Raw genomic sequence first — 16,896 nt, 5'->3', positions numbered from 1 at the left:
GCTTGTCGCGTTTGCGCGCTCGTGGGCTTGGGCGGCGGGGCGTCTGGGGTGCTCGAGACGTGGGGTGACATCATCCGACTGCTTTCGTGGGCGGGGTGCTTATAGAGACGTCGGGGATGGTGCCGCTGAACGTGTGGGCGAGGAGCGTGGTGGTTTGGCCGAGCGACCGCACAGCCGAGAGCGCGAGGAACAGGAACAGGAAGCACTGAAGGAAGATGAGGATCTGACGTGGTGTCATGGCTTCGCCGAGAGACAGGATGGTGATGCCGGAGGTCAGGCCGACGAGGAAGACGGACATCAGGGCTGTGACGGCGAAGGTCAAGGAGCGGCGTCGGCGGCGGACGATGGAGATGACGAGGGCTTTGGTGTCGGCATCCACGTGGTAGCCGTCGGGGATGGGGGCTTTCTCGAGGGCGGCGATGACGGGTGGGAGCGGGGTCCAGGAGAGGGCGTCGGCGCGGAGGTCGCGCAGATACCAGACGCCGAGTGCGATGACGATCGAGGCGCCTCCCGCGGCGGCCGCGAGCATGAGGATGAGGGTGCTGGCCGAGAGGCGGGGGTTGGCGGCGAGCGCGATGATTCCGGCGCCCACGAGCCCGCCGACGACGGCCGATGCCGCGACGACGAGGAGGAGGGTCAGGATGCGGCGCACCGAGAAGAACTGGCGCACGCTGCGTGCGTAGACGCGCCAGCCTTCGGACCACCAGTTGCGCGGGGCGGCTGTGGGATGGTCAAGGTGAGCGCTAGTCATGAGATGGGCCCTGCTGGGTGGTGTCCAGCCGGGCGCTGCCGAGGCGGCTGAGGAGTGGGCCGTGGGAGCCCAGGAGCTTGAGGGCGAGGATACTCGAGGTTCCGTTCGAGATGGCCATCAATGCCATCAGGACAACAAGGATCGGTGAGCCTCGCGTGACGACACCGTAGCTCGCCGCGAGGAGCATCAGCAGCGAAACGGACAAGTAGATGAGGATGAAGAGCGGCAGGCGCTCGCGCAGATCGGCTACGAGTCCTCGAACGTAGGTCTGGGTCGGAAGGTCGGCGAGCGCCGGGTCAGTCTCGCCCGAGAAGACGCGGCGACTCTCGACCGGCGCGATACGCGACACCCTCCGCGCGGTGCGGTCACGCCGGCTCACTATGAGACCGGTGAGCACAGCGGCGACAAGACCCGTGAACAAACCGAACAGCCCGACGAAAAATGCGGCGGACTCGTCACCGGCACCCGGAAGAGCCGAGCTGAGCCACCAGCCGAACAATCCACCCACAGCTCCGGCAACGGTCACAACGGCCAGACCGATCTGCCACCGCGGGGAACGCAGCGTGTGTCGAACAGACGCAGCGGTGAGCTGCCACCCGTCGCGCCACCACACGGCGATCGGGGGTCGAACTATCGAAGCGAACGGGGCATTCTTGCCCGTAACGGGCTTGCGAGGCTGCCCGTCTGTGCTCGAAGTCATGGTTCAGACCATCCTGTGATCGTGAGGGCTGCCGCCCGAAGCCGGGGCGCTGCTCGGGTTCTCAGACGAGGGTGCGGTTGCGCGGCGGTTCACTGCCCAGAGCGCGATCGCCGCCGGGATGACGAGGGCGAACGTTGCGGCGCCCGCCCACATCCAAGCCGAGGCGTTGGCCGTCCATGATGACGAGGTCGCCGCAAGCCATACGCCCACCATGATGCTGCTGCCGATTGTCACCGCAGCGACGGAGAAGGCGACGAGGGCGAGGCTGACGTGCAGGCGCCGCGGCTCGATGTTGGGTCGCTCAGACCCGGGTCCGCGTTGGCGGTCGGCTCGGCGAACCACGACGTAGTGAAGAACTAGGGGCAGGACTGGCAGCACCACGAGCGACAGGTGAACATCGGGGTTGATGCGGTTCAGCACGATGAGCACGACGGTGGTGACCATTGCGCCCACCAGGTATTCAGGTGGGACGCGCCTCCAGAAGCTGGAATGATGCGGACCCTCGAAGCGCGAAGACCGGGATGAAATTGGATCTTGCGTCACTGTCGAGACTCCCCCTCCGCCGTAGTCGAAGAAGCTTCGGATGCGGAGGGCGACGCTGATCTCTCGTGGAGGAGCGCCTCGAGCGCAGCGATGCGGGCCGTTGAGCGACCGAGCGAGCGGAAGCCCAGGAAGAGGCTCGCACCCCCGACCACGATGAGCACGGCACCCGCCACGAGGCGCAAGTTATACATCGAAGCGTCATCTTGAACGAGCAGCATCACGTTGTAGGACGTGTAGAGAATGAGCCCGAGCGCAACCGCGATGAGCCCTCTCGGCGCAGTGCGCTGGGACATGCGCAAACGGTCTCGGGCAACGTCGATGAGCCCCGCTTCAGCATCCTGGCCCCTCTCGGGGTGCACCACCAGCATCCGCACCTGGCGTTCCTCGGCGCGTTCGAGCGCTCGCGGCCTGGTGTCCCTCTCCATTGCCCCGATCAGGCGGATGGATGCGGCGCAGGTGATCGCAAGTGCACCGAAGAACACACCCAACGTCACGACCATTGCGACCGACTGGACGATCGATGAATTAGACGAGTCAATCCGGGCGAACAGACCGCTCAACAGCAACCCGCCCACGACACCGACCAGCGCTCCGACCGCTCCAACGATCACAACCCGTCGACCAGCCGGATGCGGAAACACCCGTCTCACGTAAACGGCGATCAGTCGCCAACCCTCGCTCCACCAACCGCTCGGCGACACGTCACTGCGAGACATCGCGGTCCCTTCTCGAGTCGCGCGCTTAGGCATCCGTTCAGCCACTCGTCACTGGGGATGGGTGGCCGAATCTTTGGCGCGCGACGGGTTCGATGACGCTGAGACGCCAGGCCGTGAGACCGAGCATTCGAACGCTGAACACCTGGACGCCGACAAAGACGAGAACCGTTGCTGCCAAAACCCAGCCGACCACGCTGATCTCGCCACTAGCCGAAACGTTTGTCGTAACGAGCACGACCCACAAACCGATGAACACGCCATTGCCGGCGACGCCCGCCGAGAGTGTCGCTCGATGCGCCCGAAGCGAATCGGTAACCCGCATGAGGGTCGCATCGTCAGACTGCGGCGCGGTGAAGGGGTTGCGACGCAGAGCGCGACTGCGCGCCCGGTCTACGGGCGAAGTCGTTCGAGGAAGCGGCTGCAGTTCGGACTCGAGCATTGATGCACTGCTGATCGTGAGGGACACAGCAGCAAGTGCGGCTCCCCCGGCTGCAACCGCAGCCCATCCCACGCTGACCGCATTCAGCCCACCCGATAGGAGCACATCGAATCCGACGGATGCAGCCGCGACGAAGAGCGCGACCGCGAAACCCACCACGATCGCCAGTTTCCGCCGACGCCCCCGCAGCACGTAGGGCACATACCCCGCGGCAAGCCGCCACCCGGCGCGCCACAGTGCGGCCTCGCTCGGGCGCTCAGATGCGCTCATGACTCCCCCTCATGTCATCAGCACACTAGCGCGTCGGCGTGTCGGGGCGGGATGCTTGCGGGAAAACGCTCGAGATTGTAACGAGGCGGGTACTCAGCCATCGACGCGGGCCAACCACTGTGCGAGCAGAGACTCGAGCTGCGTAACATCCGCCGCGGACATGCCCTCGAGCAGGCGATGCTCGTTCGCGATGTGGTCGGTGAACGCCGCGTCGATCACGCGCCGCCCCTCGACCGTCAGGGCCACCACGCGCCCGCGCCCATCCTCGGACGAGGCCCGGCGCGTGACCAGTCCGGCCCCCTCGAGCCGGTCGATGCGTTTGCTCATCGCACCGGTCGTGACCATGGTGTGCTGGGCGAGTTCGCCGGGTGCTCGCTCAAAGGGTTCACCGGCGCGGCGCAGGGCGGCCAGCACGTCGAATTCCCCCTCGGTGAGGCCGTGTTCGCGATAGACGACCGTGATCTCGTCCGTCAGGAGCGCCGCGAGTCGATGCAGGCGCCCGAAGACTCCCTGCGGCGAAACGTCGAGGTCAGGGCGCTCGCGTTCCCACTCGGCCTGGATGCGGGCGACATGGTCGCCTCGGCCGTCACGTACCTCGAGCTCAGCACGGTCGTCGCGCACAGCACGCCCCTCGCGCCCAGCACGGTCCTTGGCATCATCGCGCGGGGAACCCGATTTCACACTCATGCGTTCACTATACCTTCCCAGGAAGGTATATTAACTTCCATGGAAGATAAATGGCGCTGGGTCCTGATCACCGCTGTCGCACCCATCGCGTGGGGCAGCACCTACTTCGTGACGAAACAACTCCTCCCCGCCGACAGCCCGCTCTGGGGAGCCGCCATCCGCGCACTCCCCGCCGGCGTCCTGCTCATGCTGCTCGCCCGACGCCGGCCGCGCGGCGTGTGGTGGTGGAGATCGGCGGTGCTCGGCATCCTCAACGTCGGCGCGTTCTTCGTGCTGCTCTATGTGGCCGCGCAACTGCTGCCCTCGAGCGTCGCCGCGAGCATCATGGCCGCCGGGCCTCTCGTCATGATCGGCCTCGCCTGGGCCCTCGCCTCGGAACGCCCCGTGCCCCGCGTGGTCGCCGGCGCAGTGATCGGGATGCTGGGCGTGCTCCTCATCGTCGCCACCTCGTCCACGGGGGTCAACGCCTGGGGTGTCGTCGCTTCGGCGAGCGCCATGGTCATGTCGGCGCTCGGCTACGTACTCTCGAAGAGGTGGGCGAGCGACATCCCCGTCCTGTCACTGACGGCCTGGCAGCTACTCGCGGGAGGAGGCGCTTTGACGATCGCGGCGCTCGCATTCGAGGGCGCTCCCCCGGCGCTCGACACGGGAGCCATCCTCGGCTTCGCCTACGTCAGCGTGATCGCGACGGCCCTGGCATTCTGGTGCTGGTTCACGGGCCTCAAACGCCTGAGCGCCGGAACGGTCGGCGTCATCGGCCTCCTCAACCCCGTCACGGGCGTGCTCCTCGGCACGATCTTCGCGGCCGAACCTCTGACGCTCATCCAGATCGGCGGCGTCATCCTGGTCCTTCTCGGCGTCTTCGTCGGCCAGCAACGGTCGGCACGGGCGGCGACGGGGGAAGCCGGCGATCCCCAGCCGATACGAGCAAAGCAGGCGCCCCGCAGACACGAGATGACAAGGCGGATGTCTGACCGACGACCGACACTCTGACCGGCACATCCCGCACACAAGAACGAGCCCGACCGGCGCCTTGCGCGTCAGCCGGGCTCGCCCGAGATTCAACCGCTCAACAATCCAAAGCGGGAACGTTGATCGTCACAGTGTTCGACGGCCCTGTCTCAACCCCCGCGGCAGTGACACCCTTCACCGTGTAGACGAGCGTCTTCGCATCCATCGCCCACCAGTGGGTGCTCGAGAAGCTCGTCGAGAGCGTGCCCACGTTGAGACGCGTGTTCGGGATGTTTTTGATGAGCGTGCCGTTTTCATAGAGGCGGTAGGTGGCGACGGATGCTTTCGGGTCCGCCTTCCACGTCGCCTTGAGGTTGAGCCACGCGTCGGTTCCACCATCGTTGCCGCAGTAGCCCACGCGGGTCACCGCGAGCGCGCTGGGGTCGTTGACGGCGGTGACCTTCGGCTGCCAGGCGATCGAGCTCGCGTAACCGGTTGTCGCCGCCAGCAAGCGCAGGTTGGTGCCATTCTTCGACATGACCGCGACCTGCTGGGGTTGGGCCTGCACGGCGGGGGCGTACGTGAACGCAACCGAGGATCCGTCAGGTGACCAGACCGGGTCGGTGGCCTGGTGCAGATTCATGGCCGCGGTGAGGTTCACGAAGTTTGTTCCACTGACCGAGACACGGGCCACGTCGAGACGCTGGGTGGTCTCGCCCCGCCACAGTGTCAGGAGAACGGAGGAGCCGTCGGGCGAGACTTTCGGTGCCCGGAACGGCGAGCTGGATTCAGCACCCGTCACCGCTTGGCTCGGCAGATTGGCGCAGGTCTTCGCGCTGGTTGTCGTCGAAATCGTGCACAGCTGGTTCGTCTTGTTGACATACAGCACGCGGTCGGAGTCGGGGTACCACGATACGTAGCGGGAGACGCTCGGCATATCAGCGACGTTGGTGACTTCCTTCTTGGCCGTGCCGTCGGGGTTTGTTGTGACGATCCGCGACTGGGCGTTATCTGAGCTCACGACGTAGGCGATCCGCTCGCCGTTCGGCGACCAGACGGGGGCCAGCGGATAGTTGGTGCTGAAGCTTTCGCCGCTGAAAATGGTCTTGCGGTTGGTGTAGTCCGCGTTGGCGGTGACTACGTTCGTCGGCTGACCAGCCGCCGGTTGAGACGTGAAGACGATGCGGCCGCCGTCGGGCGAGAACGAGATGTTCTGGTCGTAATACGTGGCACCCGCGTACTTCGCGATACCTGTCGACGTGCCATCCGGTTTGATGGTGTATCCGTAGCCGTGATAAATGTTCCCGTTGCTCGTGATCGTCGTAGCCGCGGTGGCGGCGATGGCTGGCACGAGGGCCAGGGTGAGAGCAGCGGCAGCCCCCGCGGCCAAAATTTGTAGAGACCTTCTCTTCACAGCGTTCCCCTTTAGACGTGACGGTCCGAATGAGCCCACCGATCGGGGCTCGCACTCAGAGTGCCAGGGAGCGGGTGGTTGAGGAAGGGGTAGTTGTGCCCTGTTCGTCGGGAGGGCCCGTCAGCCGCCGCTTCGGCCGCGTCGAGCGCGCCTATTCCACCCGCCCCGCCGCCTCGCGCGCCGCACGCTCGATCTTGGCGTGCATCTGAACCCAGTGCGCGGCATCCGTCGTCGAGATGTTCGGGTCGTTAGGCCCGTTGCCGACCGAGCCGTCGATGAGTTCGCGCAGGATGTCGGCGTGCCCCGCGTGACGCGACGTCTCGACCGTCATGTGCACGAGAATCTGATGCAGTGTCACCTTGCCGCGCTCCCCCGGCCACCACGGCACGCGGCCCGGCGCGTCGATGTCGAGGGCCTGGATGGTAGCGTCGGTCTGCTCGTTCGAGTAGTGGTGAAACTCGATGATCTCGGCGAGCGACTCGTCGGCCGTGGCCCACATATCGGCGTCGGTCGTCATGTCCCACGCGATCGGGCGGTCGGCGGGGCGCCGGAACACATCGGTGAAGTAGCCCAGCTGCGTGCTGGCGACGTGTTTGACGAGGCCGATCAGGTTGGTGCCGGTGGGCACGAGCGGCCGCCGGGCGTCATATTCACTGAGCCCGTCGAGCTTGCCGAGCAGGTCGGCCCGCCTGACTTTCAGATATCCGTGCAGCTGTTCCTTGTGATCCATGCTCCGACTATGCCGCCAACGGTCGCGCCGCGCTAGGTCTGCCGTCAGCGAACCGGGCCCCGACCGACGCCGCACCTTGCTTGACTGACCCCATGAGAATCCTCGTTTTGGGCGGAACGGCTTGGTTGGGCGGCGAGATCGTCACGGCGGCACTCGCTTCGGGGCACGAGGTCACGTGCCTCGCTCGCGGTGAGTCGGGTCGTGTGCCCACAGGTGCCCGCTTCATCAGCGCCGACCGCGACCAGCCGGATGCCTACGCCGGCGTCGTGCCCCCGACATCCGAGCCGCGCCCCAACCTTGCGAATGCCTCCTCAAGCGGCAGCCCCTCTGCCTCCGATCCCTCTACCTCCGAGTTCCCTCCCTCCGAGTTCTCTGCTCCCGAGTCCTCTGCTCCCGCGCCATCGGCCGAACGCTGGGATGCGGTGATCGACCTCTCCCGCTCCCTCGAACAGGTGCGAGCCGCCGTCGTGGCCCTCGAGCCCCACGCCGACGCCTACCTCTTCGTCTCCTCGACGAGCGCCTACGCCAGCCAATCGGAACGCAACGCCGACGAGAATGCCGCCACCTTCCCCGATCCCGACCCCGCAACCCCTGCCGCCGACGTGCCCTACGGCGTCGCGAAAGCCGCCGCCGAGCGAGCCGTCCGGGCAGCCTTCGGCCCCGACCGCAGCACCCTCATCCGCCCCGGCCTGATCGGCGGCCCCGGCGATCCGACGGGCCGCAGCACCTACTGGCCCACCCGTTTCGCGCGCGCGGCCGAAGGCACGTCCACAACGACGCTGGTTGCACACCCGTCCGACAACGAGCGGATGCCCCCGACCGGCGCCCAGCGCCCGGTTCTCGCACCCGCGGTCCCCGACCTGCCGACGGCCCTCATCGATGTGCGCGATCTCGCCCAGTTCATCGTCAGGGTCGTCGAGCGCGGCATCCGAGGAGTCTTCAACGCAACCAGCCCCGGCCTCCCCTTCTCGGAGCACCTCGCGGTCGCGCGCCAGGTCGCCGACTACACGGGCCCGGTCGTGGAGGTCGACGAACGCTGGCTGCTCGACCACGGCGTCTCCCCGTGGGCCGGCCCGCGCAGCCTCCCGCTCTGGATCGACGACCGCGACTGGTGGGGCATGAACGACCGCGACGTCTCGCGAGCCCTCGAGGCGGGGATGCAGCTGCGCCCCCTCGCCGACACGCTGACCGACATCCTGAGCGCCGAGAAGGCCGCAAGCTCTCCTCCGGCAGCCTCCAGCGCGGTCACGGGCGAGGAGTCGGACAAGGACGCCGACACCAACACCGACAAGGACACCGACACCGACACCGACACCGCGGCACGTAACAACCCGCGGGCGGGTCTCTTGGACGCCGATGAAGCTCAGCTCCTCACGGCCTGGGGGTCGCGTTAACCGACTACTGGCCATGCCGTCGTCCCGTGCGACCTCCAGGCGGCCGTATGGTTGACCAACGGCAACTTTCGCAGCACTCCACGCTCCACAGGAGGACGCATGACCTGGCGCACGAACGACACGCTCTCGACGACAGACTGCGACTACGAGGTGGTCATCGCCGCACCCGCCGCCGAGGTCTGGGCGAGCATCGTCGAATCCGATCGCGTCGAGCGGTGGTTCTTCGACAGCTACATCAGCACCGATTGGGCGGTCGGCAGCCCCATCCACTATCTCGCCCACGATGGCACCGTAGATATCGCCGGAGTGATCACCTCCTACGACGAGCCGAACTCCTGGTCGATGACGTTCGAGGCCCATTGGTCGCGCGACGGCTCCGAACAGGTCGCACCGGCCGGGGAGGTGTCGTGGACGGTCACCGACGAGGGCGGGCTCACGCGCGTCTGCCTCGACCACACGGGCATCCCCGGCGGTTTCGAGCGGGCGCAGGAGGTTGCGGCAGGCTGGCCCTACTTGCTCAGCAACCTGAAGACCTATGTCGAGACCGGTTCACCGATGCGCGCACGCGTGACGTCCCTTGACGATGCGTGAGCGCCGGCGCGAGCACGGCCACGGCCACGGCCACGGCGAGCCCACCGCAGCCCCGTCGGATAATGGGGAGATGACCGCATCCATCATTTCTCTGCGCGATATCGGCACGCCGCCGTCTGACGAGCCTCGCACCGCACGCACCCTGCGCGCCCTCACCACGGCGCTGCTCGAGCTGCTCGAACACAAAGACCTGAACGACATCGGCGTCGCCGAGCTGTGCCGGGCGGCCGATGTGCACCGCACCACGTTCTACGGCCACTACCGCGGAATCGAAGAGCTGGCGGCCGACATCTTCGGGCGCATCGTCGATCGCCTCGCCACGGTAGACGTCACCCGCGACAGTCTCGCGCACCCGTCGGTCGTGAGCGCCAGCTACCAGGAGTCGCTGCGCCAGATCCTCGCCCACGTGAGTGAGGAGCGCCCCGCCTATCGCGCGCTGTTCCTGGCGAAAAACGATGCCGGATTCCGACGCATCCTCGTGTCGACGCTGCACAAACGCATCGCCATCGCCCTCGACTTCTGGCGCGAGGCCGGCGTCGAGATGTCACCGGCGGGTTCGGCCGAGATCGCCGCCGCTTACTTCGCGGGCGGCACCATGGCGTCCATCGAGCAGTGGGCGCTGGGCGACGACACCGACGCCGAGGCCTATGCGGCGGCCGTCATGTCGCTCCTGCCGGCCTGGTGGCCGGCGCCCGTCTCGGCCTAAGCGGCCCGACTCACGGGGTCGGTGACGGGCCGTGACGACCGAGACCTGCCGCCGCGGCAGCGGAGACCGCTGCCCGCGACGCTCGTAACGGGCAGCCCGCTTCTTACTCTCGACGATCGTCCGCCCGGTCGTCCCACACGTCGCCACGGTCGGAACGCTCGGAACGCTCAGCACGGTAGCCGCGGTCAGAACCATCCGCAGCCAACGCAGCCTCCTCCGGGCTGATCGTCGTGATCCGCCCCGTGAACAAGCTCGCGCGCTCCTCGGCCGCCTGATCCCCCGAGAACAACCCGTGCGCGTCGGTCGGCACGTTCTTCTTCTCGCGCGTCGGCGCCCGCTTCTCGCCGGGCTCGGTGATCACGACACGCTCGCGCGGCAGCGCACCCGGGCTCGTCTCGTGCAGCCAGGTCACCAGAGCCTCGCGCACGTAGCAGCGCAGATCGAAGAGCGTCGGGGCGTCGACAGCGGTCACGAGCACGCGGATGCGCACATAGCCACCCACGGCGTCCGTCACCTGCAACACCGAGGCGCGACCATCCCACAGCTCGGTTTCGGCCAGCACGCGGTCGAGTTCTTCTCGCATCTGCGCGGGAGAAACACGCCAGTCGAGGTCGAACTCGACGGCACCGAGCAGCTCGGAGTTGCGACGCGTCCAGTTCTGGAACGGCGTCGACGTGAAATAGGTGGAGGGCAGAACCATGCGGCGGTCGTCCCACAGGTGCACGACCACATAGGTGAGCGTAATCTCTTCGACCCGGCCCCACTCGGTCTCGACGATCACGACGTCATCCACGCGGATGGCATCGCTGAAAGCCAATTGCATGCCCGCGAATACGTTTGCCAGGCTCGACTGCGCCGCCAGACCGGCCACGATCGACACCACACCGGCCGACGCCAGGATGCTGCCACCGACGGCCTGCGCGCCCGGGAACGTGAGCAGAATCGACGCGATCGCGACGATCACGATGACCACGACCGTCAGGCGCCGCAGAATCAACACCTGTGTGCGCACGCGTCGAGCGACCCGGTTGTCGGCCACGTCAATGCGATAACGGTCGAGCCCGGCATCCTCGAAGAACAGCGCGAGGGATGCGACAAGCCACGCACCCGCAGCGATCATCAGAATGCGCGCCACGAAATCAATGGAGCCCCGCCAGTCGGCGTCGTTGACCGCCATGGCCAGCGCCACCCACACGAGCGCGATCAGCAGCACGATGCGGAACGGCCGCCGCACCCGGTCAACGAAGCGCTGCACCCAGCGTTCCCGCCGCGCGATGCGCCGGAACACGAACGCCACGATCGCGGTGATCACGACGGCGGCGAGTGCTCCGAGGGCGGCGGATACGCCAGCCCTCACGAAGACGTTGTCGAAGAATTCCTGCACGGATGGCTCCACTCACGGGTCACGGTTGTCGGGGTCGTGCGAACGCCGTCGTTCACCAGTACTGGTCTATGCTCGCAGCTTCTCCCCCGCAGGCCGAAACCCAGCCGGGTGTCGCCCGGCAATCGCATGAACGCGCGCTGAACGTCTCGCGCGGCGATCAAGCTGCGCGACTGGGCGCTCAGGCCTCAGCAGCGTCTAACTCTCAAGCCCCGGCAGGGTCAAGCAGCTGCAAGAACGAGCCGGGCCCGAGCGTCGTCGCCCCGAGCATCTCGACGCGTTCCACCAGCTCGCGATCGGCGGTCACCACAGTCACGACACTCGTGCCTGCGCCCGCCCCCGCAGCCGCGCCTGCATCGGCATCGGCATCGGCATCGGCATCGGCATCGGCATCGCCGGACGCCAACAGCTCCCCCACGACATCCACAACCGCCTGGTCGCCATCCCGTTCGGCAACGCGCACCTCGACAGCCGGCAGCAACGCCTCGCGCGCCTCATCGCCCGCCCACGTCTCGGCCACGCTCGAGGCCTGCCCCTCGACGACGACCACAACCCGAGGCCAGCGAATCACGCCGTCGCCCAGATCGAATCCGCCCGCCGCAGCATCCTCGATGCGCGTGAGCAGAGCGGATGTCGCCCCCGCCCGATCTTTCCACCACCCGTTCGGCCGAGACCCCACCACATTGGCGGCATCGACCACGAGCGTCGTGTGTTCGCCGAGCAGCGCGCGCAACGTCGGCCACGCCTCTTCGAAACTCGGATGCAGCGGCAACCCCTCGACGTCGTCGACGGCCACCCACCGCAGCTCGATCGACTCGGGGTCGGCGACGACGGCCTCGAACGGCCGCACGACGTCGACGATCACGGTCGTGTAGGTCCAGAACCCGAGGTCCACGACGATGGCCGAGCGCAGCCGCACACCATCGCGCGGAACTGCAGCCTCTTCGGCCGCCTCACGCAACCCCCCGTCGACGGCCGACTCACCCTGATGGCGAGCCCCGCCCGGCAGCGCCCAGGTGCCACCGAAGTGGCTCCACTCGGCACGGTGCTGCAGCAGAACGCCCCGCGCGGGGTCGAACACCAGCACCCCGGCAGCGCCGTAGACGCCCCAACGGCGTATGCCGCCGGGGCCTTCCACCCACGCGTCGCCAGAGTCCCGGGTCATCGCTTAGGTGCGCTTCCGCTTCTCGCGCACGCGCATGTTGACCACGATGGGCGTGCCCTCGAAGCCGTAGATCTCGCGCAGGCGTCGCTGGATGTAGCGACGGTAGCCCGGGTCGAGGAACCCGGTCGTGAAGAGCACGAATGTCGGCGGGCGCGACGCAACCTGCGTGCCGAAGAGCACGCGCGGCTGCTTGCCACCGCGGACGGGGTGCGGGTGCGCCGCCGTGAGTTCGGCGAGGAACGCGTTGAACTTGCCCGTGGGGATGCGGGTGTCCCACGACTCGAGCGCGAGCTCGAGGGCCGGAACGAGCTTCTCGAGGTGGCGGCCGGTGCGCGCCGACATGTTCACGCGGGGGGCCCAGGCCACGTGGGCCAGGTCCTGTTCGATCTCGCGCTCGAGGTAGCGGCGACGTTCGTCGTCGAGCAGGTCCCACTTGTTGAAGGCCAGCACGAGCGCACGGCCCGATTCGAGCACGAGGTCGATGATGCGGACATCCTGCTCGCTGATGGCCTGCGAGACGTCGATCATGACGACGGCGACTTCGGCCTTTTCGAGCGCGGCCGAGGTGCGCAGCGACGCATAGAAGTCGGCACCCTGCTGCAGGTGCACGCGGCGACGAATGCCGGCGGTGTCGACGAAGCGCCACACCTCGCCGGCGATCTCGACCTGCTCGTCGACGGGGTCGCGCGTGGTGCCCGCGAGCTCGTTCACGACGACACGTTCTTCGCCGGCGGCGCGGTTCAACAGGCTCGACTTGCCCACGTTGGGGCGGCCGAGGATCGCGACGCGACGCGGCCCGCCCACTTCCTGCTTGGCCACGGCCGAGATGAGCGGCAGCTTCTCGAGCACGGTGTCGAGCAGGTCGGCGACGCCGCGGCCGTGCAAGGCCGAAACGGGCAGGGGCTCGCCCAGGCCGAGCGACCACAGCGCAGCGGCGTTGGGCTCCTGGCGCACGTCGTCGACCTTGTTGGCGACGAGAAAGACGGGTTTGCCGGCCTTGCGCAGCATGCGCACGACCTGCTCGTCGGTGCTCGTGGCCCCGACGTTGGCGTCGACGACGAACATGACCGAGTCGGCCAGGTCGATGGCGACCTCGGCCTGCATGGCGACGGACGCGTCGATGCCCTTGGCGTCGGGCTCCCAGCCGCCGGTGTCGACGAGCGAGAACGGGCGCCCGTTCCATTCGGCCTTGTAGGTGACGCGGTCGCGCGTGACGCCGGGGGTGTCCTCGACGACGGCCTCGCGGCGGCCGAGGATGCGGTTCACGAGCGCGGACTTGCCCACGTTGGGGCGGCCGACGATCGCCACGACGGGCAGCGCCGGCAGGTAGGTGATGGCGTCGGGGTCGTCGGTGACGGCCTCGAGCAGATCGAAGTCTTCGTCATCGAGGTCGTAGTCGGACAGGCCCGAGCGCAGCGCGTTGGCCCGCTGCGTGGCCAGGTCGTCGTCGAGCGTGCCGAGACGCTCGGCGAGTGAGTCGTCCGACTCCAGAGGTTCTTCGAAGTCAGCCATGGTTTTTCTCCTTGTTCGGCGGGGTGCCGCCGTTGATCACATCGACCACTGCCCGAACGGTTCCCTCGAAGTCGAGGTCCGTCGAATCCAGGGTCGTCACGCCGGGCGCAGCCGTCATGAAGTCTACGACGCGCGAGTCCGCGCTGTCGCGTTTGTGCAGTTGAGCGGCCACATCTTCGGCCGTCTGGGTGGTCACTTCGGCCGCGCGCCGGGCCATGCGGGCCTCGGGCGACGCGGTCAAGAGGATGCGCACGGGCGCGTCGGGTGCCACGACGGTCGTGATATCGCGGCCCTCCACGATGATGCCGGCGGCGGACGACGAGCGGATGATCGAGCGGAACAGCTCCGTCACGAACGCGCGCACCTCGGGCACGCGGGCGATATCGCTGACGACCGCGGTGACGCGGGGTTCGCGGATGGCCTCGGTCACATCGTCCACGCCGACGCGCACGAAGTACTCCCCCGGGTTGGTGCCGATCTCGTAGTCGAAGTCGACGAGAAGCGAGATCACCTGCTGGCTGTCGGTGGTGTCGCGCGACGACTCGAGGGCGAACCACGCCAGCGCGCGGTAGGCGGCGCCGGTGTCGAGGTAGTCGAAGCCCAGGCGCGCGGCGGTCGCCTTGGACACGCTGGATTTGCCGCTTCCGGCGGGCCCGTCGATGGCCACGATCATGTCGGTCATAGGTCAGATACTCGCAATCCGCCAGCCGCGCGCTTCCAGATCGCGGATGGTTCGTTCTGTCACTTCGGGCAGCACCGAGATCTCGGTCAACCCGATCTGGGCGCCGGGAGAATGCTCCAGGCGCAGGTCTTCGATGTTCACGCCGATCTCGCCGAACTCGGTGAACAGGCGGCCCAGCTGGCCGGGGGTGTCGTCGACCATGACGACGATGCTGTCGAAGCGGCGATCCTGGCCGTGCTTGCCGGGCAGGCGGGCCACGCCCGAGTTGCCGGCGGCGATGGTTTCGGCGACACGGCGGCGCGAGCCGGCGGCATCCGGATGGCGCAGGGCCTCGGTCACCTGCTCGAGATCGTCGGCGAAGGCATCCAGCACGTCGACGACCGGTGCCGCGTTGGCGCCGAGGATCTGCACCCAGAGCTCGGGGGCGCTCGACGCGATGCGCGTGGTGTCGCGCAGACCCTGCCCGGCCAGGCGCACGGCGGCGTCGGGGGCATCGCGCAGGCGCGCGGCGAGCAGGCTGGCGATGAGTTGGGGAACGTGCGAGACCAGCCCGACCGAGCGGTCGTGTTCCTCGGGCGTCATCTCGATGGGTGTCGCGCCGAGGTCGAGGGCCAGGCCTTCGACGAGCGCGAGCAGATCGGTGGGGGTCTCGTGGTCGCGGCAGATCACCCAGGGGCGCCCATAGAAGAGGTCGGCGCGCGCCGAGATGGCTCCGCCGCGTTCGCGCCCGGCCATGGGGTGCGATCCGATGTAGCGCGTGAGGTCGACGCCGCGCGAGAGCAGCGTGCGGTAAGGCTCGAGCTTGATGCTCGCGACGTCCGTGACGACGGCTTCGGGGTGCGCGGCCAGCTCACGTTCGACGACATCGGCCGTGACATCGGGCGGCACGCACACGACGACGATCGCGACGGGCGCGGCTGCCGCAGCCGACGCGGATGCCGACGGGTCGGCCTCGACACCATCTGCGTCATGACCGTTTGTGGCCCCCGCGCCAGCCCTGACCGCCGCGGTGCCGGCCCCGTAGTCGACGGCCAACCGCAGCTGCGACGGCGACGCGTCGTCGAGTTCGACATCCACGCCGTTCGCCCGCAACGCCAAACCGATGCTCGCGCCCAACAGCCCGGCCCCGACGATGCGCACGGGACCGCGCGTGCGGCCCGCCGGTTTCGTCCAGCCGTCGCCGACGAGCGCGATGCCGGTTTCGGCTGTCGCGTTGTCGCGCGCCTGAGCGCTCGAGGTGTCGGTCATGGTGTCTCTCAGACTCGGCGACGCGGTCTACTCGTCGGCCGAAGCATCCGTGTTCGCGTCGTCGGTGTTCGCGTCGGCGACGTCACCGGCGGGAGTGTCCTTCGCCGCCTGCCGCGAAATGGTGAGCAACTCGCTCATCTCTACTTTAGTCAGGTCGCGCATCTGGCCCGGGGCGAGCGTGCCGAGGTGCAGCGGTCCGAAGCGGCGGCGCACGAGGTCGATGACCGGATGCCCCACCTCGTCGAGCATGCGACGCACGATGCGGTTGCGGCCCGAGTGCAGCGTCACTTCGACCAGGCTCGTGCCGTCGGCCGAGGCGTCGAGCAGCCGCGCCTTGTCGGCCGCGATGAAGCCGTCCTCGAGGTCGAGGCCCTTGGTCAGACGCGCGATGGTCTGCGGCGTCATGCGCCCCTCGACCTTGGCGATGTACATCTTGGTCACGCCGAACGACGGGTGCGCCAGAACGTGCGCCATATCGCCGTCATTCGTCAGAATCAACAGGCCGGATGTCTCGGCATCCAGTCGCCCCACATTGAACAGTCGCTCCTCGAACTCGTCGGTGTAGCGGCTCAGGTCGGGGCGACCGCGCTCGTCGCGCAGCGAGCTGTAGATGCCGACGGGCTTGTTGAGCATGATGTAGCGCTTCGAGGTGTCGGCCTGCACGGCGGTGCCGTCGACCAGGATCTCGTCCTTCTCGGGGTCGACGCGGCGGCCGGGCTCGCGCACGACCTCGCCGTTCACGCGCACGCGGCCCGCGGCGATCATGTCTTCGGAGACGCGCCGCGAGGCGACACCCGACGACGCCATGACCTTCTGCAGGCGCACACCCGTGTGCTCGACGATGGCGGCCTTGCGCTCGGCGGCCTCGGCGTCGTATTCCTCGTCGTCTTCGTCGTAGTACTCGCCGAAGCTCGAGCCGTCGAGCTCGACGTCGACCTCGGCGTCGGCGTAGTCGCGGGCGTCGCCGCGTTCGGCGTCGCTCTGCTCGGTATCAGCGTTGGTCTGGCCGGAGTCTG

General features: G+C 67.8%; 18 protein-coding genes. 4 read left to right on the top strand and 14 right to left on the bottom strand.

Features of this window, described 5'->3' with window-relative positions:
* Positions 1-70: 70 nt before the first annotated feature.
* The 6 genes from ALI44B_RS01295 to ALI44B_RS01270 all read right to left on the bottom strand — a co-directional run bounded on the left by ALI44B_RS01295 (position 71) and on the right by ALI44B_RS01270 (position 4,106).
* The gene (locus tag ALI44B_RS01295; protein WP_143458923.1) at positions 71-751 is read right to left on the bottom strand and encodes a hypothetical protein; all 681 of its coding nucleotides are present in this window, start codon (positions 749-751) and stop codon (positions 71-73) included.
* Positions 744-1,451, bottom strand: coding sequence for a hypothetical protein (locus ALI44B_RS01290; protein WP_143458921.1), 708 nt, complete (start codon positions 1,449-1,451; stop codon positions 744-746). Before ALI44B_RS01290 ends, ALI44B_RS01295 begins: the two co-directional genes overlap by 8 nt.
* 3 nt (positions 1,452-1,454) lie before the next feature.
* Entirely contained in the window at positions 1,455-1,895 is a 441-nt protein-coding gene (locus tag ALI44B_RS01285) for a hypothetical protein (RefSeq protein WP_077052993.1), read from the bottom strand.
* A 95-nt stretch (positions 1,896-1,990) separates the two neighbouring features.
* Complete coding sequence (locus ALI44B_RS01280) at positions 1,991-2,710, bottom strand: hypothetical protein (RefSeq protein ID WP_143458919.1); 720 nt, start codon at positions 2,708-2,710, stop codon at positions 1,991-1,993.
* Positions 2,711-2,747: 37 nt separating this feature from the next.
* Entirely contained in the window at positions 2,748-3,419 is a 672-nt protein-coding gene (locus ALI44B_RS01275; RefSeq protein WP_143458917.1) for a hypothetical protein, read from the bottom strand.
* 93 nt (positions 3,420-3,512) lie between these two features.
* Positions 3,513-4,106: a MarR family winged helix-turn-helix transcriptional regulator gene (locus ALI44B_RS01270; protein WP_083709377.1), complete on the bottom strand. Its 594-nt coding sequence runs from the start codon at positions 4,104-4,106 to the stop codon at positions 3,513-3,515.
* 39 nt (positions 4,107-4,145) lie between these two features.
* Between ALI44B_RS01270 and ALI44B_RS01265 the strand changes: the two genes are divergently transcribed.
* Positions 4,146-5,099: a DMT family transporter gene (locus ALI44B_RS01265; protein ID WP_077052990.1), complete on the top strand. Its 954-nt coding sequence runs from the start codon at positions 4,146-4,148 to the stop codon at positions 5,097-5,099.
* Between the two features lie 76 nt (positions 5,100-5,175).
* Here ALI44B_RS01265 and ALI44B_RS01260 read toward each other — a convergent pair whose 3' ends face one another.
* On the bottom strand, positions 5,176-6,471 hold the full coding sequence (locus ALI44B_RS01260; RefSeq protein WP_179100188.1) for a TolB family protein: 1,296 nt from the start codon (positions 6,469-6,471) through the stop codon (positions 5,176-5,178).
* 151 nt (positions 6,472-6,622) lie between these two features.
* Positions 6,623-7,201, bottom strand: a complete 579-nt coding sequence (locus ALI44B_RS01255) for a DinB family protein (protein ID WP_077052988.1) — start codon at positions 7,199-7,201, stop codon at positions 6,623-6,625.
* A gap of 92 nt (positions 7,202-7,293) precedes the next feature.
* On the opposite strand from ALI44B_RS01255, the gene ALI44B_RS01250 reads away from it, so the two are divergent.
* The 3 genes from ALI44B_RS01250 to ALI44B_RS01240 all read left to right on the top strand — a co-directional run bounded on the left by ALI44B_RS01250 (position 7,294) and on the right by ALI44B_RS01240 (position 9,892).
* Positions 7,294-8,595: an NAD-dependent epimerase/dehydratase family protein gene (locus ALI44B_RS01250; RefSeq protein WP_143458914.1), complete on the top strand. Its 1,302-nt coding sequence runs from the start codon at positions 7,294-7,296 to the stop codon at positions 8,593-8,595.
* Between the two features lie 99 nt (positions 8,596-8,694).
* Positions 8,695-9,186, top strand: a complete 492-nt coding sequence (locus ALI44B_RS01245) for an SRPBCC domain-containing protein (protein ID WP_077052986.1) — start codon at positions 8,695-8,697, stop codon at positions 9,184-9,186.
* Positions 9,187-9,256: 70 nt separating this feature from the next.
* A complete protein-coding gene (locus ALI44B_RS01240) occupies positions 9,257-9,892 on the top strand; it encodes a TetR-like C-terminal domain-containing protein (RefSeq protein ID WP_077052985.1) in 636 nt (211 codons plus the stop codon).
* A 103-nt stretch (positions 9,893-9,995) separates the two neighbouring features.
* On the opposite strand, the gene ALI44B_RS01235 is transcribed toward ALI44B_RS01240, so the two are convergent.
* The 6 genes from ALI44B_RS01235 to ALI44B_RS01210 all read right to left on the bottom strand — a co-directional run bounded on the left by ALI44B_RS01235 (position 9,996) and on the right by ALI44B_RS01210 (position 16,723).
* Positions 9,996-11,276, bottom strand: coding sequence for a mechanosensitive ion channel family protein (locus ALI44B_RS01235; protein WP_083709629.1), 1,281 nt, complete (start codon positions 11,274-11,276; stop codon positions 9,996-9,998).
* Positions 11,277-11,478: 202 nt separating this feature from the next.
* Positions 11,479-12,438, bottom strand: a complete 960-nt coding sequence (locus tag ALI44B_RS01230; protein ID WP_077052983.1) for an NUDIX hydrolase — start codon at positions 12,436-12,438, stop codon at positions 11,479-11,481.
* A 3-nt stretch (positions 12,439-12,441) separates the two neighbouring features.
* Positions 12,442-13,950, bottom strand: a complete 1,509-nt coding sequence (gene der, locus ALI44B_RS01225; RefSeq protein ID WP_077052982.1) for a ribosome biogenesis GTPase Der — start codon at positions 13,948-13,950, stop codon at positions 12,442-12,444.
* Complete coding sequence (gene cmk, locus ALI44B_RS01220) at positions 13,943-14,632, bottom strand: (d)CMP kinase (protein ID WP_077052981.1); 690 nt, start codon at positions 14,630-14,632, stop codon at positions 13,943-13,945. Before cmk ends, der begins: the two co-directional genes overlap by 8 nt.
* Before the next feature lie 3 nt (positions 14,633-14,635).
* On the bottom strand, positions 14,636-15,880 hold the full coding sequence (locus ALI44B_RS01215; protein ID WP_083709374.1) for a prephenate dehydrogenase: 1,245 nt from the start codon (positions 15,878-15,880) through the stop codon (positions 14,636-14,638).
* Positions 15,881-15,907: 27 nt separating this feature from the next.
* Positions 15,908-16,723, bottom strand: a complete 816-nt coding sequence (locus ALI44B_RS01210; RefSeq protein ID WP_077053872.1) for a pseudouridine synthase — start codon at positions 16,721-16,723, stop codon at positions 15,908-15,910.
* Between the last annotated feature and the right edge of the window lie 173 nt (positions 16,724-16,896).

It is taken from the genome of Leifsonia sp. ALI-44-B, from assembly GCF_001984125.1.
Taxonomy (GTDB): domain Bacteria; phylum Actinomycetota; class Actinomycetes; order Actinomycetales; family Microbacteriaceae; genus Okibacterium.
The sequence above is the reverse complement of the archived record's forward strand: the minus strand, read 5'-3'. Positions and strand labels throughout refer to the sequence as shown.